This is a genomic window from Paenibacillus polymyxa, assembly GCF_001719045.1.
GTDB classification, from domain to species: Bacteria; Bacillota; Bacilli; order Paenibacillales; family Paenibacillaceae; genus Paenibacillus; species Paenibacillus polymyxa_B.
The window spans coordinates 1,505,487-1,527,253 of record NZ_CP015423.1 but is presented as its reverse complement, the minus strand read 5'-3'; the positions used below and the strand labels follow the sequence as shown (position 1 = coordinate 1,527,253).

The 21,767-nt window shown below is 46.6% G+C and carries 17 protein-coding genes and 1 riboswitch; of the genes, 10 read left to right on the top strand and 7 right to left on the bottom strand.

The genetic code is table 11. The features are described 5' to 3' along the window. The first annotated feature begins 39 nt into the window (after positions 1 to 39). Entirely contained in the window at positions 40 to 1,476 is a 1,437-nt protein-coding gene (locus AOU00_RS06825; protein ID WP_420488437.1) for a helix-turn-helix domain-containing protein, read from the top strand. 298 nt (positions 1,477 to 1,774) lie between these two features. Then, positions 1,775 to 1,942, top strand: coding sequence for an aspartyl-phosphate phosphatase Spo0E family protein (locus AOU00_RS25680; RefSeq protein WP_080682975.1), 168 nt, complete (start codon positions 1,775 to 1,777; stop codon positions 1,940 to 1,942). Here AOU00_RS25680 and thiE read toward each other — a convergent pair. From thiE to AOU00_RS06800, 5 genes are all read right to left on the bottom strand, one after another. After that, positions 1,887 to 2,600, bottom strand: a complete 714-nt coding sequence (gene thiE / locus AOU00_RS06820) for a thiamine phosphate synthase (RefSeq protein WP_069290238.1) — start codon at positions 2,598 to 2,600, stop codon at positions 1,887 to 1,889. The genes AOU00_RS25680 and thiE overlap by 56 nt on opposite strands. Further along, on the bottom strand, positions 2,597 to 3,427 hold the full coding sequence (thiD, locus tag AOU00_RS06815) for a bifunctional hydroxymethylpyrimidine kinase/phosphomethylpyrimidine kinase (protein ID WP_069290237.1): 831 nt from the start codon (positions 3,425 to 3,427) through the stop codon (positions 2,597 to 2,599). The genes thiE and thiD overlap by 4 nt, the downstream gene beginning before the upstream one ends. Next, entirely contained in the window at positions 3,424 to 4,266 is an 843-nt protein-coding gene (thiM, locus tag AOU00_RS06810; RefSeq protein WP_172828269.1) for a hydroxyethylthiazole kinase, read from the bottom strand. The genes thiD and thiM overlap by 4 nt, the downstream gene beginning before the upstream one ends. A gap of 74 nt (positions 4,267 to 4,340) precedes the next feature. Further along, the gene (gene tenA / locus AOU00_RS06805) at positions 4,341 to 5,030 is read right to left on the bottom strand and encodes a thiaminase II (RefSeq protein WP_069290235.1); all 690 of its coding nucleotides are present in this window, start codon (positions 5,028 to 5,030) and stop codon (positions 4,341 to 4,343) included. 138 nt (positions 5,031 to 5,168) lie between these two features. Next, positions 5,169 to 5,271, bottom strand: a riboswitch (TPP riboswitch). Between the two features lie 92 nt (positions 5,272 to 5,363). Then, positions 5,364 to 7,085, bottom strand: a complete 1,722-nt coding sequence (locus tag AOU00_RS06800) for an NAD-dependent malic enzyme (RefSeq protein WP_069290234.1) — start codon at positions 7,083 to 7,085, stop codon at positions 5,364 to 5,366. A gap of 397 nt (positions 7,086 to 7,482) precedes the next feature. Here AOU00_RS06800 and AOU00_RS06795 point away from each other — a divergent pair, with 397 nt between their 5' ends. The 4 genes from AOU00_RS06795 to AOU00_RS06780 are packed head-to-tail and all read left to right on the top strand — an operon-like array spanning position 7,483 to position 11,955. Next, the gene (locus AOU00_RS06795) at positions 7,483 to 8,604 is read left to right on the top strand and encodes a glycosyltransferase (RefSeq protein WP_061828845.1); all 1,122 of its coding nucleotides are present in this window, start codon (positions 7,483 to 7,485) and stop codon (positions 8,602 to 8,604) included. Positions 8,605 to 8,608: 4 nt separating this feature from the next. Continuing rightward, complete coding sequence (locus tag AOU00_RS06790) at positions 8,609 to 9,874, top strand: polysaccharide biosynthesis protein (RefSeq protein ID WP_069290233.1); 1,266 nt, start codon at positions 8,609 to 8,611, stop codon at positions 9,872 to 9,874. Next, positions 9,858 to 11,084: a glycosyltransferase family 4 protein gene (locus AOU00_RS06785; protein ID WP_069290232.1), complete on the top strand. Its 1,227-nt coding sequence runs from the start codon at positions 9,858 to 9,860 to the stop codon at positions 11,082 to 11,084. The genes AOU00_RS06790 and AOU00_RS06785 overlap by 17 nt, the downstream gene beginning before the upstream one ends. Continuing rightward, positions 11,044 to 11,955, top strand: coding sequence for a glycosyltransferase family 2 protein (locus AOU00_RS06780; RefSeq protein ID WP_069290231.1), 912 nt, complete (start codon positions 11,044 to 11,046; stop codon positions 11,953 to 11,955). Before AOU00_RS06785 ends, AOU00_RS06780 begins: the two co-directional genes overlap by 41 nt. Here the strand turns inward: AOU00_RS06780 and AOU00_RS06775 are convergent. After that, the gene (locus AOU00_RS06775; protein ID WP_069290230.1) at positions 11,923 to 12,627 is read right to left on the bottom strand and encodes a response regulator; all 705 of its coding nucleotides are present in this window, start codon (positions 12,625 to 12,627) and stop codon (positions 11,923 to 11,925) included. The genes AOU00_RS06780 and AOU00_RS06775 overlap by 33 nt on opposite strands. 45 nt (positions 12,628 to 12,672) lie before the next feature. Here AOU00_RS06775 and AOU00_RS06770 point away from each other — a divergent pair, with 45 nt between their 5' ends. Genes AOU00_RS06770 through AOU00_RS06760 form a run of 3 tightly spaced genes read left to right on the top strand, consistent with a single transcriptional unit; the run spans position 12,673 to position 19,333 of the window. Further along, positions 12,673 to 13,122, top strand: coding sequence for a hypothetical protein (locus AOU00_RS06770; RefSeq protein ID WP_069292015.1), 450 nt, complete (start codon positions 12,673 to 12,675; stop codon positions 13,120 to 13,122). Continuing rightward, positions 13,119 to 14,852, top strand: coding sequence for an ATP-binding protein (locus AOU00_RS06765; protein WP_069290229.1), 1,734 nt, complete (start codon positions 13,119 to 13,121; stop codon positions 14,850 to 14,852). The genes AOU00_RS06770 and AOU00_RS06765 overlap by 4 nt, the downstream gene beginning before the upstream one ends. Before the next feature lie 50 nt (positions 14,853 to 14,902). Beyond that, positions 14,903 to 19,333, top strand: a complete 4,431-nt coding sequence (locus AOU00_RS06760) for a hypothetical protein (RefSeq protein ID WP_069290228.1) — start codon at positions 14,903 to 14,905, stop codon at positions 19,331 to 19,333. A 42-nt stretch (positions 19,334 to 19,375) separates the two neighbouring features. On the opposite strand, the gene AOU00_RS06755 is transcribed toward AOU00_RS06760, so the two are convergent. Continuing rightward, positions 19,376 to 20,071, bottom strand: coding sequence for a response regulator transcription factor (locus tag AOU00_RS06755; protein ID WP_069290227.1), 696 nt, complete (start codon positions 20,069 to 20,071; stop codon positions 19,376 to 19,378). A 159-nt stretch (positions 20,072 to 20,230) separates the two neighbouring features. On the opposite strand from AOU00_RS06755, the gene AOU00_RS06750 reads away from it, so the two are divergent. Continuing rightward, the gene (locus AOU00_RS06750; protein ID WP_069290226.1) at positions 20,231 to 21,589 is read left to right on the top strand and encodes a sugar phosphate nucleotidyltransferase; all 1,359 of its coding nucleotides are present in this window, start codon (positions 20,231 to 20,233) and stop codon (positions 21,587 to 21,589) included. Positions 21,590 to 21,767: the final 178 nt, after the last annotated feature.

The window sequence follows — 21,767 nt, the reverse complement described above, 5'->3', positions numbered from 1 at the left end:
AATAATTTGAGGTGAAAGTATAAAATTTGGATTTTTTGTATGAAGGGTGGTTATGACTTGGGACATACACCTACGATTTTGACGAAGTTAGAGGATTATTTAGGGGAAAACAATTTGACGCTGGCACAATTTGCCGAACATTCAGGTGTTCACCAAAGAACACTTAATAATTGGATTGCCAAGCATCGTCCTGTTGCTATACATCAGCTTGATCGAATCACTTGGGCTATGGGACTACCAGAAGGTTTTTTTTACGAACTATACATAGATAACTACATCATTGAGCGTTCCCCGGATTGGAGGCGAATTGAGCCGTTATTGTTTCGCTGTGCGGAACTGGACAAGTTGGATGCTATCCAGCTTGTAGTGGGACATATTATGGACAACCTTCTATATTCCCCAAAGTTATTTGATGCAGCAGAAAAATTATTCGCACAAGGTCAGCACAATGCTGCATTGTTGCTCTACGAAGGGATTGCGGAAGGCGAGAAGTACCAGCATTCTGAACGTTTGGCTATCTGTCAGTATCGTATGTTTACCATTCAGGTGGGTAACAATCAGATTCGAAATCTCAAGGCGGCTACACGATTTGAACCCTTTGTCGAACGTCTGAATGAAATAGATCAACTCGATGCGTTAAAAGATTTGGCGAATGTGTATCGTTCTCTGCGTGAATGGGACAAGCTCGATGCAACTGCTCGGAAAATGAGAGCCAAAGCGGAGATCCAATATTCTTTGAAACATCAACAGAAAAAGCGAGAGTGGGAGGAGTCTGAAAAGAGGCTGAGTCGCCCGATGTTTGTGTACATTACCTATGCTGATTTACTGTGTGCGAGTGTCTGTGAAGCCCAAGGCGATTATCAGCAAGCATTACAATTTACAAATGCCTACGCAGATTTAGATTGGGTGATCGAGACAGACCAGAAAACTCAACACTGGGTCAACTTGTTCAAGCATTGGGCAGAAGGTAATACTTATGTAAATAAACTCCTATCTGGAGATACGAATGTGCTTCCTCATTATGTTGAATATATTGCATCCACATCAATCACTTCCGAGAATGAAAAGCTATCCAAGTTGCTGAACGTTATGATAGCTGCTAACCGATATGCAATAGATATCAATGATGTCCTTTCACGTTTTGAAGTGGAGATTAATTCTTTTGCTCTGCTATCACAATCTACTGATATGTACACCCAACAAGTGATGCCGGATTATTTTGCATGGTTTGGTTACGAACTGGCTTATTACTATTTAAGACGGGGAATGTTCAATGATGGCTTTAAACACTTAATATATGCATTGGTAAAAGCTCACATACTAAATAATGAGACTTATTTTATAAACTGTACGGGACTTTTTGCACATTTCCAAGCACATGCGCTTCCCGAAACAAGGGAAGAGTATTTCAAACTATTAGAAAAGGTGTGGTTAGACAATGTTGAAAAAAATGATTCTGCTGGTCATCGCAGCTAGCTTCTTGTTTATTTTATCAATGCCTGTTCAGTCGCATAACCAAAATCAAAGAATAACGCCTCAAGTACAAATTGGAGGTGCTTAAAACGGTTAGGTTGTATGTTCTAATATTCATTGAATCTTTTTATGAAAAAGAGCCTCGGTCCCGCTTTATTAGGGGGGACGGAGGCTTTTTTACGTGGATTTTGGGGCTTTGCTGTTTATGCAAACTTTTGTGATGTTCTTTTTTTGTTAGGCGCATCATTCGAAAATCCAAAAAACGTCTTTTTGTTATAAAATATGACATATAGGAGGGATCATGCTGATGAATCAAAGTGTGACTTTACTTTGTGTCGAAAGGGCTAGGAAGAAACTGTACCAGGTCCAGAAAAAGTATGGATTTTTAACGCATCCCAAAGTAATAGAACAATCTAAAAAGCTGGATGATCTGTTGAATCAATATCAAACATGTAGATCGGATCATTGAGAAATGAGACCATATTTTTCTTTAAATCCTTGACCGCACCTCTAACCTGCTCTGTCTGTGTCACGGCTGAAATCACCGCTACACCATCTGCACCTGCACGTGCGACTTCCTCAACACGGTCCACTGTAATACCTCCGATCCCAACAATCGGCACATCAATTCCCGCTTTACGCATCTCATATAAAATTGCCGGTCCCTGTACGGCATGGGCATCATCTTTCGAGATGGTGGGATAGATTGGCCCGACGCCGAGATAATCAGCACCTTGCAGGATGGCTCGACGTGCTTCCTCAATGGTATGGGCGGAGACGCCTAAAATTCGATTTCCGATTCGCTCGCGGACGGAATCGGCGGATTCATCGTCCTGACCGATGTGAACACCGTCGGCGTCGAGTTCAAGAGCCAACTCCACATCGTCATTGATGATGAAGGGGACACCAGCGTGACGGCACAGTTCCTGTAGCTGGCGCGCGAGTTCGAACATAGGAACGCCCGTTAACGCGCCGAGACCCTTTTCTCGGAACTGGACCATGGTTGCCCCGCCAGCCAGAGCCTCTTGCACGACCCAGACTGGTTCCGCGAGGCAATTCACGCTTCCAAGCACCAGGTATATCTGTAGATGGCGGCGCACCACCTCTGACAATATTCTGCCGCTCATAGAAGCATCTCCTGACGACGTCGGTAGGCCCAATGATTGGTTGGGCCGTGTCCCTGTCCCAGAGACAACGTATCCTCAATCGCCGCCTGGATGAAGGCTTTACCATTCGAGATAGCCTCCGGTACAGACATCCCTTTCCCTAATTCCGCGGTAATCGCTGCCGAGAAAGTGCACCCTGTTCCGTGTGTATGGACAGTCCGTACTCGCTTGCCGCTCAGCTCTATAAAGGCGGTTCCGTCAAAAAGCAGGTCAACAATCTGTCCGCTGCTCTCGCTCTCGTCAGCGTGGCCACCCTTGATCACAACGAATTTTGGTCCCATACTGCTAATATGTCTCGCAGCCTCGCGGCGATCCTCCATCGTATCGATACTGATCCCTGTCAGGGCTTCCGCCTCCGGGATATTCGGTGTAACGACCAGGGCCAAGGGGAGCAGGTCGTCCTTCAAAGCCTGCACCGCTTCCAGCTGCAGCAGTTCAGCGCCTCCCTTGGCAATCATCACGGGATCGACGACGACCTTTTTCCAGCCGAACTTTCGGATCTGCTCGCTCACAAGACGGATGATGCCGGCATTAAACAGCATGCCAGTCTTCAGGGCATCCACTCCAAGGTCTAATCCTACGGCTTCGATCTGTTCCGCTGTTGCTTCCTCTGGTAGCGGATATACGCCGTGGACTCCTAAGGTATTCTGTACGGTAATAGCCGTAATAGCCGACATGCCGTATACGCCAAGTTCTTGAAAGGTTTTGAGATCGGCTTGAATTCCGGCCCCGCCGCCACTGTCCGAACCAGCAATCGTCAGCGCTCTGGGTACACGAACGTCTGTCATCGCGCACCACCTGCTGCTGTTGTTCCGGCTTCATGGATCGAGACATGCCCCTCTAGTGAACCTGTATGCAGTTTGGCCAGCTCGTCGTGAAAGGCAATCTGGAAGCTGCCGGGCCCCAGCTCTGCGGTACGTGCTGCGGCTCGAGAAGCTGCTGCACCGTAAAATGCCAAACCTGCTGTACCTGCGAGCAGCAGGTTGGGTTCAACAGCTGCAAAGGCACCCAACACAGAGGTCAGCAGGCAGCCTGCTCCGGTTACCTTCGTGAGCAGCGCGTCTCCGCCGCTAATCATTCGTGCTTCGGCCCCATCAGTGATGACGTCCTCTTTTCCAGTAATGACAACCATCGTATTGAGCGTTCGAGCAACCCGAATTGCCAGATCGACATGGCCGCTGTCAGCACTGTCACCGGCATCTACGCCTTTAATCTCACGCGCTTCTCCAACAAGATGTGCGACTTCGGCTGCATTGCCCCGCACCAATGAGATTTTGACTTCACTCAGGATTCGCAGTGCCGATTCAGTTCTAAAGCTTGTTGCTCCCGCACCGACCGGATCTAGCAGCACCGGAACACCGTGTGCATTCGCCGATTGTCCAGCAATGATCATGGCATCCACCAGTTCGCGGTTCAGTGTACCGATGTTTAACACGACGGCGCCTGCTATTTTTGCCATATCTGCTACTTCCTCAGGTGCATAGGCCATCACCGGGGAGGCGCCCAATGCATACAGACCGTTGGCCGTAAAGTTGGTGACTACCACATTGGTCATATTGTGAACGAGGGGTTTGCTGTTTTGTACCTTCGTCAGGAGATCCGAATAACTTTTTTCCCATGTACTCATAATGATTATCCTCTCTATAGTTGGTGGTTCAACAGGGCATTAACCGTACTTCACGCATCGAATCGCCAGGCTGACTATTCCAAGACCGCTGCCTGCATCTGGACCGGCCATTCTTCCTGCTTATAAGCCATATCCCAGAACTTATATTCCAGCTGGCAGCTCAGTATAAAATGCTCAATCATCCGCTCCTGCTCAGCAGTCGTTGCGTCTTCCGCCCAAGCATCTACACGTTCTCGGAACTTGAGTGTTGTATCATCAAGCTGGTCTCCATAGAAGCCAATCCATTCATTGAACGGATGAGACTCATCCGGCTTTACTTCATCCAGCAGCCTGCGACCAATCTCGGCATACGTCCACATACATGGCAGCAGCACAGCCAAGATCTCGCCCAGGCTACCCTCATGCGCAACCGTCAGCATGTGACGGATATAGTGATGAGCCGACGGAGCGAGCGGATATCCCTGCAACTCTTCATAGGTCACCCCTGCGACAGCACAGAAATTTTGATGCGGATGAACCTCGCTGTGGAGAATAAAAGAGATTTGTTCATTAAATACAGCCATGTCCTCCCGATTCGTGCATTTGGAGATTGCGATGCCGTATATCCGCATGTAGGCGTTCAAATATTCAAAGTCCTGTTTTACATAATGAATCAGCTGTCCCCTTGTCAAACTTCCTTCAGCAATACCTCTCACAAAGGGGTGCTCAAAAATCGCTTGAAAAATGCCGTCCGCCTGCCGACGGAGTTCTTCTGTAAAACTCAATTTCCCCACCTCCATCAAATTGAAGAGCAAGAAGTCCTGTAAGAATATAATTCCGGAACAACGCTAAAAAGCCGCCCCGGAAAAATGGGAGCGGCTTCAACAATAGGCCCAATACGCAAAAAAACGTTTGAAACCTTATATACGAAGGCTCCACTTTCCTACGCTAGTACGAACTAGATCAGGTTCAAAGGGTCCAAGATACGTTCTTGTCTCAGCCATAGCGGCTCCCCTAGTGGACTTCTATTCTTTTGACTATTACTGTACATACGTTCATACGCTATGTCAAACATAGTGTGCAAAATATGAAATTTCCTCTAGTTAGGTGTTTTGGGCTTAGTGAGGGTGATGAATTACATTTTCCACAGCTTTGACCTTGGCATATTCCGGTTTCCACATTGCATCTCGTATAGCTTGTTCCACATCTGAAATGTGCGCCTGAGCTACCTGATCCTGTATCGCGGCTTTTGCAACCGCAATCGCAACAGCGTACGAAACTTCGCGTAATTTTCGGATATGAGGGAGTAGTGCACCGCCAGGCGTATTCGAATCTACACCATTGGCAACAGCAACTGCTGCCGCTGTAAACATCGCAGGGGTAATCCTTTTGGCTTTAACCACAATCGCACCCAGACCCAGTCCCGGAAAAACAAAGGCATTGTTCGCCTGTCCAATCTCAAATTTCGTACCGTTATAGGTGACGGGCTCAAAAGGACTTCCGGTTGCAATCAGTGCTTTGCCATCGGTCCACCGGATCAAATCCTCGGGTACTGCTTCTGCAAGGTTTGTAGGATTGGACATGGGCATAATGATCGGGCGTTCTACATGTTTCGCCATCTCCTTGATGATCTCTTCAGAAAAGGCACCTGCTACACCGGAAGTTCCAATCAATATCGTAGGCTTCACCTGACGGATGACCTCCAGCAGTGGTATTTTGCCGTCACCCGACCGGGTCCATGAACTGACTTCATCCTTATTGCGCACATACGGTTTCTGATACTCCAATACGTCTTCCATATCTTCCATTAACAGCCCGCGATAATCAAAGGCCCAAAAGGACTTGAAGGAATGTTCTGCGGAAAGGCCGTCCTCGATCATAGCACCCCGAATTTGATCAGCATTACCGATTCCTGCTGCCCCTGGGCCGAAAACAAGTATTTTTTGTTCAAGCAGCGGAGTCTTGGTGACACCCACCGCCGAAAGAATCGCAGCCAAGGTCACCGCTCCTGTACCTTGTATATCATCGTTGAAGGTGAGTATACTTTGACCGTATTTTCCTATAATATGGCGTGCATTTACGCTACCCACGTCTTCCCAATGTAAAAGCGCCTTTGGGAATTGCGCTAACGTTTTGCTGATAAAAGTATCAATAAACTGGTTATAGGCTTCTCCGCGAACCCGTTTATGGCGGTTTCCGATGTACAGTGGATCATTCAGCAGCTTTTCATTATTTGTACCTACATCCAGTACAATTGGCAGCACCCGCCCGGGATGAATACCTGCCGCAGCCGTATACACTGCAAGCTTGCCGATAGCAATGTTAATCCCCCCAACGCCCCAGTCACCAATCCCTAAAATACTTTCGGAATCTGTCACGACGATCAGATCCACATCATGGCCGCTCAAACCAGAATTATGGAATGCTTGTCCAATACCGTTCGGGTTATCTATCGACAAATATATGCCTCCAGGGCGGTTGTACTCGTGACTATATTCTTGAATCGCGGTTCCTACAGTCGGCGTGTAGACTACGGGCAGCATTTCACTCAAATGATCGGTTAGCAGCCGGTAGTAGAGTACGACATTTCGGTTGTGAAGGTCGTTGAGAGAAGCATTTTTTCGCAGCATGGTGGGTTGTGCTAGAAACTGCTGATATGCCCGTACGCTCTGTTTCTCCAATGAAAGGACGGTTGGAGGAAGGATTCCTTCCAAACCCAGCTCCTTGCGTTCTTCTTCTGTAAAAGCGACACCTTTGTTCAAAAGGGGATTTGCCAACACATCCTTTCCCCGTAATGGAGTAGATAATGACCCATCGCGATTGACATAAAATGCTTCCATAGAAAGACCTTCCTTCTCTTCATTTTCATAACTATTCATAACGAAAGATGACATGTTGTCCATAGTATGGACGTGCAAATATGTTTTATTCTTGCATTTATCTATGACAAAATAACCATATTTGTTTCTTTCTAATGATATAAAAGAACTAACTTTCAATATAGATTCCCTAACCATTCCTGATGATTTTGGTTCTAATGAATCAGGTCTAAATGCTCTGTTTTTATCAAATATGAAAATTAGTTTTTCTTCTCTTATCTCCATATATATCATGGAGTGTCAGTTATTTTGTTAAGGAAATATGAAGTATTTGGACATTAATTTAACTCCTATAAGCAAACATTCTTAATTCTTTTTCAACAAAATAGAACTATTCGGAGGAAAAGGAGAGGTTTGTGTGCAGGGACCTATAGCCATTTTTAGCGATAACGACAGGGCTATTGATTATCCCAATGTGATTTGTTTTTACCAATATATACAGTGCGAGGACACGGAGGCAGCTTCAGTCTACGAGAACGCATGTTGTTGCCTGATTGATTATAGGGAGCCGGGGCAGGCAGTGCGGAAAGCCAATCAGATCCGTAGCCAATTTCCGCAAATGCCACTGTTACTGGTGACGGATGTAACATTTCCGTTCAGTGATCAGCATATGGTGCAAATCATCGGAGTAGGTCGTTTGCGGCTACTATTTTGGCAAGCCAATGACAACGAAGAAATGCTTTCGGAAATACAAAGCTTGCTCTATCCCGAGTATTCGACCAAAAGCCAACATATTGCATTTATCTTGTCTGTATATAACGAAGAGCAACGTTTTGTTCATGTCAAAACCTTTGCTGAACGATTGCAGGTCTTTATCCGCAGCCATATTATTGAAGGTTCGATTTATCTCATTGATGATGGCAGCTACGATGGTACGAATGCCTTGATTAAAGCGCTGGAGGCAGCCACGGACTTGTCCGTAAACCGGATTAATCAGAATCTTAGCCCGCTGCTTCAAACAAGGGAATTGGGACGCAATACACGTAAGGCAGGGACGTATCTGGAAGGGATGCGGACCATTGGTGCGGATTACTACGTATTTGTGGACGCAGATGACTCCTTTTTTATTGAGGATATTGCCAGAATGATTAATGTTGTTCAGCAGGGCTATTATGATGTCGTGATCGGAACCAAGGATATGACCGCTGAGAATCGATCTTTATTGCGATCTGTCGTCAGCTTTGGTAAGCGAGTCATTTCCCGTCCTTTTTTACCCACAGGTGTGGTGGATTCCCAGACTGGGCTTAAAGTGATGAGTTCGGTTGCAGTGAAGCGAATGTTTCCGCATTTAAAGGAACAGCTCGGACTGGCGTTGGATTTGGAAATGATGTTTATTGCCAAGCGACTCCAGCTTCGTGTGCTGCAATTACCCGTCAAATGTATTGACCGGGATGGCTCGCACATCCATGTCTGGAAGGATTCTATTCGTTTTTTGCGCTCCATCATTGATATTTGGCGACTGGATCGGCGGGTGAGATAACAACGTGAACAACCGATTGCGATCGTTGATGTTTCCTCTCTTTAATGTGCTGCTTAACGGATTTAATTTTTTCTTCCACATTGCAGCGAGTTGGTATCTTACCGGACAAGCTTATGGCCAGGCGAATGCGCTGCTGGCGCTTTTTGCGCTTTTATCCGTTTTGGGTTTATCCATCCAGCTATTAACTGCCAAACTGGTCTCTAAGGGAGACCAAAAGCTTGCGCTACGAAGCTTACCGCTCGGTTCTCTATTACTCAAAGCACCTTTGGTGCTAACCGTGCTTGCCATGATCATTTTACTCATCTTTCATCCGTTACTGCGTTCGTTATTAGGCGTCGAATCCGACCCGCTGTTCATGCTGTATGGCTTGATCGGACTGCATATTCTTGTGAGTTCGTGCCGCGGAGATTTACAGGGCAGGGAACGCATGTTGGCGCTCAATGTGAACTATTACATTGAGGTACTAGGGAAGCTGAGCCTGTTTTTTGTCCTGGCTGCACTGGGGTTAAAGCTGGAAGCCCTACTGTTAGCGAGCTGTGGGGGAATGTTACTGTCGCTGCTCCACGGCTGGATCGTTTCTGCTCGTGGCTTGTCCTTATTCACATACGGTAGAGAACATATCCCTTCTGGGCTATGGAAATCATTGAGTCAGGATTTCACCGATAGCCTTATGACGAATTTATTTATTTTGTTTTGTATCTCCATCGACATGTTGTATGTACAGCATTACTTTCCCGAGCAGGCCAGCAGCTATGCCATTGCACTGAAGTACAGCCAATTGGTCTATTACGTTTCGTATAGCCTCATTGCTGCCTTTATTCCAAAGATCGGTGCACAGGGGCATGACCGCCAAGCTTTGGGCAAGTTGATTGCCGTCTATGCCGGATTAATGGCTGTAGCTGCAATCTGTGTATATGTGGGCACGACCTTTGTGTTCCCATCCTCTATTCCCATATTATTCGGAGCCTCTTACCAATCGGCCGAGGCCTATATTCCATGGGGGGGCTGGGTGTACTGGCTATTTTCCATCGTGCTGTTTTTTGTACATGTGCACGTATTGGTGGGCAGACGCAAATTTATGTTCAGTCTGATGGCAGGAGCCGCGGCCTTATTAGTAGCCTTTCATATAGCCCACACAGACCCGGTAGATTTTTTGCTATCTGAGTTCATTGTTTACGGAGCTATGGCTCTCTACTTTGTAATAGACGCCTATGTGCATTTGTTCAAAATAAAGATAAAGGGGGATTTACCCCATGAATACCATACATGAACAGGACGGTAAAACCGTAGTTCTATTGCTTTCCTGGCGTGACATTCGTTCACCTAAAAGCGGGGGAGCAGAAATTTTCACCCACGAAATGCTTAAACGTTCACAGCAAGGCCGCTTCCAGTTCATTCATTTTTCACCTCAATTTGAGGGGATGCCTGAGCATGAAGTTATTGACGGTATTACGTATATTCGAAAAGGGAACATATACAGTGTTATTTATTATGCGATGCGCTATTACCGTCGTCATCGAAGGAAGATCGACTATGTGATTAACCAGGCGAATACGCATCAATTCTTTACCCGATTTTGGGTGGAGGCATCCAAGCGGATTTTTTTCATACATCAGCTAACAAGGGAGATATGGTTTGAGAACGCCAAATTCCCGCTAAATGTTATTGGGTTTCATATGGAGCCCTTGATGCTTAAGCTGGCTCGTAAGGATCGGACGCTTACGGTATCTCCGTCTACTCGATACGATCTACTTAAGCTGGGCTTTCACCCGGATCGTGTCCATCTTTTACCGGAAGGCATTGAGTTTGATCATTGGCCGCGCGAACAATTTTTAACGAAGGAGCCTAATCCGACCTTCATGTATGCTGGGCGCTTCGTCAAATATAAAGGCATTGATCTGGTCGTTGAGGCCTTTGGGCAGCTCAAGGAAAAGTTCCCTCAGGCTATGTTATGGATTGCCGGAAAAACCGATAAAACCTATGTGGCAGAACAATTGTTGCCGATTATGAAACGATATGGATTAACATACGGAGAACCGGATGAACAGGGGCAATCGCAAGCCGATATTACCTTTTACGGATTTGTTTCAGCAGAGCATAAGCTGGAGCTGATGAGTCGTGCCCACGCGCTGGTGTTTCCTTCCTTGCGTGAAGGCTGGGGATTGACGATTACCGAAGCCGCAGCCGTTGGAACGCCCAGCATTGTCAGCAATTCACCGGGGCTGGTGGATGCAACGGATTTCGGAAAAAGCGGGTATCTATGCTTTCACGGCGACATCCGGGGATTATCTGAACAAATGGAAAGAGCAGCGAAGGGCGGCGAAGATTACATGGCCATCCGTGAGCGGGCGTATCAATATGCGTTAAGATTCCATTTTGATCATACGGCTGCTACGTTTGAGCAGTTGATGGAAGATTGGGTAGAGGAGGCAGAACAGAGTGGACAAAGTGGTCATACTCTTCTCCACGTACAACAATGAGCGGACGATAGAGCCTTGTTTGCGAAGCTGTATGGGGCAAAATTACAAGGATCTGCATATTGTAATTGCTGATGATGGCTCCAATGACCGGACCGTCGAGACGATTCGTATGCTGTCGGCAGGGAGTTCAGTACCCGTAACGGTACTGGAGCTTCCCCATGGGGAGCGGGGAGTCGCCAGGGTCAGGGCGGTTGAGGAAGCAAAACACTTGGGGGCCGAATACATATTTGTATTGGATTCCGATATGATTTTAGCCGAACATCTGATTCAGCAGAGCATCGACTTTTTTGACGATCATCAGGATATTGGCGCCTTGGTCATTCCGGAGGAGGCGTATTCGGAAGCGGACAATTTTTTTTCCAAAGTGAAAGTTTTTGAGCGAAATGTGATTAATAACGCGGGTGAGACCTTGGGAAAACGCTCCATTGAAGCGGCACGCTTCTGGCGAATGAGCGCTTATGAATCGACGGGCGGATTTAATGCGGAGCAGATTGCTTTTGAAGAAATACAGCCAACCTTGCGTTATATAGAGTCTGGCGGAGTTATTCGCCGGGCGGTATTTACACGGGTATACCATGATGAAAAACAGGTGTATCTGCACGATGTATTACGTAAAAAAGCTTACTACTTTTCGGTGATGGATCGTACGATGTCATCTGAAGAGGGCGGATTGCGAAAGGCGCTGGAACGTTGGTACTTCTTCCGTCCGGTGCTGTATACATGGGGGAATTTGAAAAACTATATCCGTCACCCCTTGCTGACGATGGGGATGTTGTGGATGTATGTATGCCTGACTGTGATTGGGGTAGCCGCCGTGTTAAAGGGCGGCACCCGTCACTCAGGCGATCTCGCTAAGGCGGATAAGGCGTAACGATGAATGGCCAAGGGTCAGCGTATCCAGCGTGTACAGGTCGGGATCGGAAGATTCCGACTCCTCATACGGTATATATAATGAATGCGTGGTTAACTGAATACCTTCCCCGTCAGGATGACGTAGTGAGCAGCCGACAGGATACAGCTCAGCGAGTGCAATGTGTACAGCGGTTACGATATCTTGTTCATTCAGTAGCACATAGGGTCGGTACGGAGCGTTCAAAATGCTGTCTATAAATGCTGACAGGTCGGAAGCTACGTTCTGTTCTGCATGCAGGCTATTTCGGTTGAGTTTGGCCTGATCAAGCGCCTCATACAGTATTTTCTTTAGCGTATCATCATCCAACTCCAGCGGTTTCGTCAAAAAACGGAACACACCGACTTGATTAATTGCCGATAAAATGGACTGCGTATGCAGGTGACCAGACAAAATGATTCGTACGATATGTGGATAATCCTTCTTAATCATGCGAAGGAAGGTAATCCCATCCAGACCAGGCATGAGCAGATCGGAAACGACCACATCAATCGGGTGCTGTTCCAGCACTTGTAAGGCTTCTTTGGGCGTGTGAGCGGTATGTAAGGTAAATGCTTCTTGCGTCAAGGTCCGTTCGAGCAGGGACAGAACCATAGGGCTGTCGTCAACAAATAGAATGTTTTGGGGTGTCATAAGAACTGCGCAACTCCAATCAGGAAGTAAGAAATGAGGAACTACATGTATAATATCAGCGTTTTGGCATTTTTGAAAGATGTCAATACAGAACGGGCGTTGCGTCTTTTTTGTGAACGATTTGATTCGGCTGAACATGCCCTCTGGGAAAAAGGTATGCGTCTCCTTCATCAGTATCATGCTGCACGGCATACAGGGGTGACCCTGGCTGTCTCCAGCGCACTTCAGCATATGGACGATCGTCATGATATTTACGTTGTTGATCTGCGAGAATACGGCGAGGAAGAGCTGGATCGCTTATATATCGCAAAAACATGCGAGTTGATCCTACTGACGAACGGGGCAACGGAAACCGCTGCGAGGTTTGCTGCCCTCCAGCGTCGCACTCCCCGGTTGCTGTGCGCACGGCTACCGCTGGTCAGCTACGAGCTGGAATGCCTGATGCAGGCTATTTTGAGCCGTCTTGAACAAAATGGAGGGGACAGGGAAGCATGAAACAATGGGCTTTGTTGAAACCAGGTTGGCAAAAGCTGATCCTGTACCTGATCGTCCTGGGTGTGACAGTGTTTCTGGCCGCTGTGCTTCAATGGTTTGTCGTGCGACAATTCAGTGTTCACTTGGCGGAGATTCAGAACGAACAGCTCCAGTATGAGGTACAGGAACTTTCTAGCAGCATAACCGAGCGTTATGCCGCATGGCAGGCTGAACTGAAGGAGCTGTCGTCCAGTCTGGGCAGAGATATGCTGAATCAGGGAACACGCCAGTATCCTGAGGGTTTTAAGCGTGAAAGCGGGGCCTTTTATGTGCTGGATGAGCAGTATCATGTGATGGTCGGACGAGACAATCGTGAGATGAAAAGTGTAGTCCAGCAGATTAAATGGCTGCAAAATGGTTGTGCAGTAAGCTCTTTTGTGACAGAGGATCATCAGCCTGCCCAGTATATAGCATGCAGGATTCAAGGGGCACAGATGAGCGGTTTTATGGTGCGCACGGTTGACGCTGATATGCTCAGCGGGATTATTAAAAGTAAACCGATTAACCAGCATGAGACTTTATTTTATAACGGTCAATTTAAGGTCGTAGCTTCCCGAAGTACTTCGGATATTAACCGAACGGACATCACGGGCGTAACCCGTAGGCTGCTGGAAGGCAATACAGGTATCATCGAAGATGGCGGAGAGAAACACGGAATAGGATTCAGCCGCCTTGGGGAAGAGGCCCTTTACATATCGGTTAAGGATGCCAGTGAGGATACAGCTCAGCGAATCAGCTCCTTTCGTAAACAGTTATGGATGGTCATGGTTTTGATATTGTTCATTCTGTGGGCCATGCTCGTACAGTTCCGCAAACGGATTGTAAAGGATGCCATCGTGAACAATCAGGTGCGTGACCAACGGCGAGATGAAGATATGCGACAGCAGCAGGACACCTATTATTTGCCGTTAATGCAGACGATTGAGCAGCAACTACAAGAGCTGCAAGAGCAGACTAGCCGTCTCACAGGCGGTGATGATTTGAAGCTACTGGGATTTTATCATGATCTAGCAAACCGCTTTGAAGCGGCTTCGAGTCAGGGAAAAGGAGCCTCTCATGAGGAACTGGAGTATTTTCGCGAGTTGAATGAAAATTTCATCCAGGGTCGTCTCAGACAGGAATCCTCACTGGGAGAGTTACTGACGGGAGTTCGTAGCTTGCGCGATGAGCTGGAAGAGAAGATGCATGATAATAGTGGAATTAGCTTTACAGATATGAATGAAGTATTGTCTGAGTCGCTGAAATGGGCGAACCGTTCATTGAACATGAAGAACATTCAAGTGATCTTGCGGCAAGAGCCTGTTCCATCAATTGCAGCACAAGCACCCATGCTGTACAAAACGATTCAGGGGCTGCTGGAAAATGCAGTGCAGGCCATGGGCCAAGGTGGGGAGCAGCCTGAGAAGCAGGAAAAGGGCCGAACAGGTCTGCGGTCCAAGCGGCAATCTCAAGTGCTTAAGGTTAGTTCACGGCTGGAAGAAGGAGAAATTATTATTAACATTGAAGACACGGGCGGCGGGATTGATGATAAAATGCGTTGGAGCTATTTCCAGCCAGACTATTCCCAAAACTCGCAGGAGCATGCGTTCAGCCTGTACCATATGGATGCATACCTGAAGACCATAGGCGGTCGTTTAAAGCTGCGTAATACCGATCAGGGCTTGCAGGCAATCGTTCGTTTGAGAAGATAGGTCCAAGATAACCGACAGATATACGAGAAGTTCAAGAGAGGGGGACAAGCATGAAAAAATGGATATTTCGCTACCGCTACGATATGGCGGCAATGATGTTGATGCTGATTGCGATTGTTGCATATCTTGCACCCATCTATGGACCAGGGCAAATTGTGTTTAGCGACATTGCTTTTGGAGCCACCTCTCATCGGTATCTGGAGGAAATAACCGGAGTATGGAACGAGCGATGGTCTACCTCGACCTTGTTCAATGCTCCACGTATCCTGTACATCTTGCCCTTCTATGGACTGTCACTCTTATTTGACGAAAGCGGCCCGGTCTTGCTCAAGTCGTTTATTACAGGCTTGTTATTTGTTTCGGCATTTTCGATGTATGCCTTTGCCAAGCGACTGGTCAGTGTGTATTATTCACCAAGCTTTACGAAGACACGTATTTTTGCCATCATGGTCGGCTCGTTGTTTTATGCGCTGAATCCGTGGGTTATTTTCCGCATTCAGCATATTTATTTGCTCTGTGGATATAGTTTGTTTCCGTTAATGCTGCGATTCTTCTTTAGTGCGGTGGACCCCAAGTTTCAAATTCAACAAATAAAAAACTATCATCCCCACAAGCTTTATCAACGGAACTGGATCGACCTGTTCCTGTTGGCTACGGTATTCACCGTTAGTGCTGCGGCAATTCATTATTTTTTCTTCGGCATGATTTACTTGGGATTGTTCACCTTGTTGCTACTGATCAAACTAACCTGGACCCACCGAAAGGCTGGTCGCAGCTATTTGCAGCCGTTATACGGCAATTTTTTGCGTAAAGGGATCATTTTTGGCGTCTTTTTTGGTCTGCTCAGTTTTTATTGGTTGTCTCTATATGTCGGTAGCATGTTGATGGACGCTCAAGCGTCTCAGCATAATATCAACGTTGTGGATACGTTGTCTCTGTTCAGCCGCAACAGCAGTTTATATAACGTAGGTTATTTACTGAGCTATTGGTGGCCCATGTTTTCCTTGTCCTCACTGCCTAGCATGTTTTATATAGGAGGGGGATTTTTGTTGCTATTGATCGGGTATGCGATGGTGACACGTTCACATAAAAATCCGATTATTCTGATCTTCTCGCTACTTACGCTGCTGTTTCTGGTTGCAGCTACTGGGACGACGTTCCCATCCATTGCCAAGTGGTTTGTCATTTTGGTTACGAAAACCCCTGTGATTGGTTCGGTTTTCCGTGATCCTAACAAATTTATTGGACTGATTGCCCTTAATTTCGGGGTGTTGCTGACCTTTGGTGTCATTCAATTTATGGAATGGTTCGGATCATCCCCATTGCAACGTGTATATAAAAGGCTGGCGGTTGTTATCGTCGTCTTGTGCCTGGGGGTGTATTTTGCTCCCTTGCGTACTCAGTTCATAGAGGGGTACTACAAGCCGGTACAAGTGCCGGAGGCTTATAGTCAAATGGCTGAAAAGCTGACTGACCCGGATCGTTTCGATAGCAAGGCATTATACTTTCCGATTGCTGACAATATGATTCAGAGCTATAACGGAGTAGCCACACCCAAATGGAATAAAGGGAAGACCGCAAACGAGAAGGCAACCGGAGACTTTCAGGTATACTCTTCTCCTAAAAATACGATCTTTCATCATGAGGGGAATGATCCCGGCATTACATACTATATGAATTTTCTGCAGTATGTTATGGACAACGGATTAAGCTCCCGGTTAGGCTGGCTGTTCTCTACCTTTGGGGTCAACCAGTTGGTCTACCATGATGAATATGTGGGCCAGGAGAAGCGGCAGGATTTCCACCTGTCTCAGCTGGAAGGTCAGACCGGGTTGAAACGTACGTACCAAAACGGGTTATTTTCCATATTCAATCTCGATCAGACACCGCCCTATATGAACATCCTTGCGAGTAAAATTGTAACACCTTACGGTTTTAGCCGACTGGAGAGCTACAGTCATCTGCCTGGTTTTGATTTTAACCGCTTTGGAGTGCTGTTCAGTGCGTTAAGGCCTGAGCTAAAAACCATCCAGACGATTAACAAAGGGGATTATGTGGAAGCGGCGTCCTTTAATGACTTGCTGTTGTCACAGCTTCCAGCAGAGGATTACTTACGGCCTTTTGATGCCATTGAGGATGGTAATGCCTTTTTAAAATGGTCCAAAACCTTTGCCTCGACCAACGATTGGTTATGGTATTTATCCTCCCAAAATATACGGAACTTTCCGTTCGATATGGAAATGGATGCAGGGATTGCGGTTACCTTTGCCAGTAAGAAGCTGGATGTGGCCCCGTATCAGATGAGCAGCATCGCTGGGAAGACGGTCGTGGACTTTGATTCCATGTTGCGAACAGAAACCTTCTTCAAGCCGGATAATCCGCAGTTGTTCAGTGTGCAGGCTAATCCCCGTGAGGAATTGAATGATGTGCCCACTCTGCACGGCGAAATTATGAAGGGAGACCCGAGTAATATATGGCAGGTCGCTAGATCGGGTTTGCTGGAAGCCAAGGAAAATAATCCGTATCAGTTCCAAATTACTGTTTCTGGCCGCGGGACGAACAAAATGCATGTAAAAATGAGATTTTACGATAAGCAAATGCGTGAGCTGGGGGTTAGCTATGTTGTGGCGCCCTCGGAGGGATATAATTTTGACAGTGTGAAATTTTACGGGGAATACGTTTCGCCGCCAGGCAGCTATTGGATGCGAATGGATTTGTTAACCTTACAGCGTCCACAGCAAAAAAATTACTGGTGGATTCATGATATCCAGCTGCGTGATTTGGGGCAATACAGCAAGCCTAACACGTTTACGATGCACAAAAAACTGGATCAGCCTCAAACCTCGCATGTATATGCTAGAGTGTTTATGAATAAGGCAGGCGGGAAATTGCAAGTCACACTGCCCGACAAAGTGGTTAATATCAAAACTCAGGATGATGGTTTAAACCAATTCCAATGGGTCGATCTGGGAGTGCATGCCTTTCCCAAAGGAGATACCCCGGTCACGGTTAATAACCTGCAAGGCTTTAATGCGGTCAATCAATTTGCGATTGTGCCTGTGGATCAGCTAGATCAGCTATCTTTTCCCGTGGAGCAGGCATTAAAGCGGGGCAAGCTCTTTTTCACCTTGGAGGCAGAGAACGATTTTAACGCCGAAGGAAATGTGCAGACGGAGCGTGCTTCACCAAGACTTAGTATGGGGCGGGGAATCAGCTATCAGAAGGGGGCGTTAAGCAGGGATGTGGAAGTCGCCAAAACGGGAACCTATGCCACAGCTATTTTGGCTAATCTCCCCGCCGGGTACCAGGGGTCATTAACGATGAAGTGGACGAATGAAGAGACTGGAGAGGTGTTGACCAGAACGATTCATACGGGGGAGTCGTATAAGCGGTTACCCGCTACCTCTTTATCCGAAACACAGGTTATTGAAACGGTGCCCAATCAGGATGGTTTTGCCAAGAAAATCATACAAATTCCCGGTCTGCTGAATGACTATGGTCGAGTGGAATTCAAAAATCTGTTCCTAACCAAGGGAAAGTATCACTTAACCCTTGTGCTGGACAGCCAAGTACCGTCATTAAGTAGTTTTGGAGATATTCATCGAATGGGCGGGCAGGAAGTGACGGTGATGCCTGGGGAGGATACGAAGGAATCATTGAGCACGACGGATGTCGGATGTGTGGCGGATATTCGACCTGGTCAGACGAATATGTCAATCAAGGACAAAGAACTGTCTATTCGTTACGCACCTAGCTATTCCTGTGACTGGAATATTTATGCGTCCAAGAAAATGAAGGCAGAGCCGCTGCAAGAGTATGCCGTGCAGTTGGATGCGCGATCAGAACAAATTGGAAGTCGGCATATGAAGGTCATTTTTTTGAATAAAGCGTCACAGGTTCTCCAAACCTCCTATATTGATGAGGTGGAGGAAAGAGATAAGGAACAATGGAATCATTATGATCAAATTGTGAAGGCTCCGGCAGGAACCGCCATGATGCAGTTTCAGATTTTAGCGCATGCGCACAAGAAGCAGTCAGGCTTATTTCAGATGAAGCAATATTCCATCATCCCTTATCAAGCGATGATCACTGTGGATCAATTTACGTTGTTTGAGGGAACGGATATGGATACCTTTTTTATGGCTCCCCATGCTTCGGAAAGCATTCAGGCTACTCGTGAAAATTCCATGGAACGCAGTTTTACGCTATATAATCCAACGCATCAACAGGTGCTGATCCGGGAGACCGAATCACCCAATCCACTGTGGGAGTTCAGGCTGGGTAGCGAAAATCAGCGAGCCCGTCTGTCCGTCAATGGAGTGACTACCGGATTCATCACCGATGGTAACGGAAACGGGAAGGTCGTCGTTATTCTGGCTTCCGCCTACCGTTTCGGCTGGGTGCTGTTCCTCATAGGGATACTGGGTGGGGCAGCTTGTTTTCTTCCTTATCGGCGGTGGAAGAAGCGAAAACTTCCATAAAAAGCAAGCTGCTCTGTGGGGAAATGGGTAGCCATGATACAGCTACATCTCATATTTGTAGCCTCTGCCCCATACAGTACGGATGTGCTGAGGATTTTTAGGGTCACGTTCTATTTTTTTGCGGAGGCTGGAAATATGTACATCGATAGTGCGATCCAGATAAGCGCCATCTCCGCCTTTGATCCGATCCATCAGCTCACTGCGGGTAAAGACTTTACCTGGATAGCAGGACATCTCTTTTATAATAGAAAATTCGATTTGAGTAACTTCTATTTCTTGGTCATCGACTAACAGACAATGACGGTAATCATTCACCCAAACCCTTACTTTTTTAATCTTTTGAGTTACCGTTTGCGATTCAGTGAGCATGTTGCGGCCGCAGCGGCGCAGCAGGGCTTTGATGCGGGCATTTAACTCTATCAGACTGAACGGCTTGCATAAGAAGTCATCTGCTCCGTCATCCAGAGCCTTTATTCTTATATTCAGCACGTTGTTATTAGAGATGACCAGCATAGGGACTGTGGTAAATTGACGGATTTGGCTGATCAGCGCACATTCGACTTTACCGGAAAACATCAGAGCGGTCACAATAATATCCGGCTTAAAACGCATAAGTGTAGGAATTGCAAGTTTAGAGTCATAAATAAGCTCGGTATGATAGCCTTCCTCCTGAAGATGAAGAGCAATCATATCTGCCAAACTTTTTTGATCTTCAATGACGAGTATTTTTATGGGCATGACTGACATCTCCTGTACAGACAAAGATACAATAGCATTGCATAATCATGTATTTGCCACGATAATACATACTTATGTATTCGGCAGAAATGCGAAAATTGAACAGTCCTATAATGTAAGAAAGTATTAATTTACAGGAAGAAGGTTGCATCTTTGCGAATGATTTTATTATCTGGAGGTTCGGGTAAACGTCTGTGGCCCTTATCCAATGTGAACCGTCCCAAGCAGTTTCTTTCGATACTACGTCACGACGAACGGCCCGAAAGTATGCTGCAACGAATATGGAGGCAATTAGATGAGGCGAATTTGGTAGATGAGGCCTATTTTTCGACGAGTGGAACTCAGGCCGAGCTGATCCGGGGGCAAATTGGCGGAGGTGCTGTAGTCATTGAGGAGCCTACTCAGCGGGATACCTTCCCGGCCATTTCCCTGGCTACAGCCTACTTGCATGACGTTGCAGGTGCATCACGCGACGAGATCGTAGGGGTCATGCCTGTGGACGGGTATGCGGGGGATGAATTTTTTGAACATCTGCGCAGGCTTCCTTCAATATTAGAGCAATCAGGAAGCCATATCGCATTAATGGGGGCTGCGCCAACGGAGCCTTCTGATAAATACGGATATATTGTGCCTTCAGCCTCTTCTTCACTTGACCAGCCATATTATAGAGTTAGTTCATTTGTAGAAAAGCCGGATCTGATCCGTTCAGAAGCGTTGATCCGCGAAGGGGCCTTATGGAATTGCGGGGTGTTTGCTTTTAGACTGGGCTTTTTGTTGGATATTCTGGAGCAAATGGGTTTACCAGCCGACTACAATTCTCTTTCGACAAATTATGCAGACTTGCCTAAAACTAGCTTCGATATTGCGGTAGTAGAGCATACTCATAAGCTCTCCGTGCTTCCATATCATGGAGAGTGGAGAGACTTGGGCACATGGGATTCGTTGGTGCGGGAAGTAAGTTCGAAGCTAAGTGGCCCGGGATATATTTCAGAAGCTTCACATGACTCGCATATCATCAATGAACTGGAGATTCCGGTTAGCATCTGGAATGTCCCGGACATTATTGTCGTTGCTGGTCCAGATGGCGTGCTGGTTACGGATCGACAGTCGTCAACAGGAATTAAGGATATGGTGGCGGAAATTGAAATCGGCCCGCGTTTTGAGGAGCGCTTCTGGGGAAAGCAAACTGTATTATCCCATCAGCAGGCGTCAAGTGGATTGCAGACAGTGACCAAACGCGTGGTCATATCGAACGGAAGATTTATCAGCTATCATGAGCACCAGTACCGTAAAGAAGTATGGACCATAGTTTCTGGAACCGGAAGTGTCTCTATCAATGGCGTGACACAGATAGTCAGCCCAGGTGAGATTATTGTCGTAGAACCCGGTACAAAGCATTTTATAGGGGCAGTAGAGGGAGATTTAGAATTCATTGAGTCACAAATCGGACATATCGTATCCGAAACAGATATTATCCGATATGAATTGCCTGATTCGATTGACGACCATACTCTATAAGTGCCTACCATTATAGGGACTGATAGATACGAACGAGGTTTATCAGAAGGCAGTAAAGAGTAGGAGGAACTATTTTTTATTAGAGCTTAGATGACCTGTGCATTCCTAAGAAAAGGTATTCATGCATTATAGACATGAATACCTTTTTTTGCATAAACAGTTCTTTGTGTTTGTAATG

What these genes read in the sequence shown, in the direction of transcription:
- AOU00_RS06825 (WP_420488437.1), top strand. Translation starts at nt 40, where the DNA reads ATGAAGGGTGGTTATGACTTGGGACATACACCTACGATTTTGACGAAG.
- thiE (WP_069290238.1), bottom strand. Translation starts at nt 2,600, where the DNA reads ATGAGCGGCAGAATATTGTCAGAGGTGGTGCGCCGCCATCTACAGATA.
- AOU00_RS25680 (WP_080682975.1), top strand. Translation starts at nt 1,775, where the DNA reads ATGCTGATGAATCAAAGTGTGACTTTACTTTGTGTCGAAAGGGCTAGG.
- thiM (WP_172828269.1), bottom strand. Translation starts at nt 4,266, where the DNA reads ATGAGTACATGGGAAAAAAGTTATTCGGATCTCCTGACGAAGGTACAA.
- AOU00_RS06770 (WP_069292015.1), top strand. Translation starts at nt 12,673, where the DNA reads ATGTATAATATCAGCGTTTTGGCATTTTTGAAAGATGTCAATACAGAA.
- AOU00_RS06785 (WP_069290232.1), top strand. Translation starts at nt 9,858, where the DNA reads ATGAATACCATACATGAACAGGACGGTAAAACCGTAGTTCTATTGCTT.
- AOU00_RS06775 (WP_069290230.1), bottom strand. Translation starts at nt 12,627, where the DNA reads ATGACACCCCAAAACATTCTATTTGTTGACGACAGCCCTATGGTTCTG.
- AOU00_RS06800 (WP_069290234.1), bottom strand. Translation starts at nt 7,085, where the DNA reads ATGGAAGCATTTTATGTCAATCGCGATGGGTCATTATCTACTCCATTA.
- AOU00_RS06750 (WP_069290226.1), top strand. Translation starts at nt 20,231, where the DNA reads ATGATTTTATTATCTGGAGGTTCGGGTAAACGTCTGTGGCCCTTATCC.
- AOU00_RS06760 (WP_069290228.1), top strand. Translation starts at nt 14,903, where the DNA reads ATGAAAAAATGGATATTTCGCTACCGCTACGATATGGCGGCAATGATG.
- AOU00_RS06765 (WP_069290229.1), top strand. Translation starts at nt 13,119, where the DNA reads ATGAAACAATGGGCTTTGTTGAAACCAGGTTGGCAAAAGCTGATCCTG.
- thiD (WP_069290237.1), bottom strand. Translation starts at nt 3,427, where the DNA reads ATGACAGACGTTCGTGTACCCAGAGCGCTGACGATTGCTGGTTCGGAC.
- AOU00_RS06755 (WP_069290227.1), bottom strand. Translation starts at nt 20,071, where the DNA reads ATGCCCATAAAAATACTCGTCATTGAAGATCAAAAAAGTTTGGCAGAT.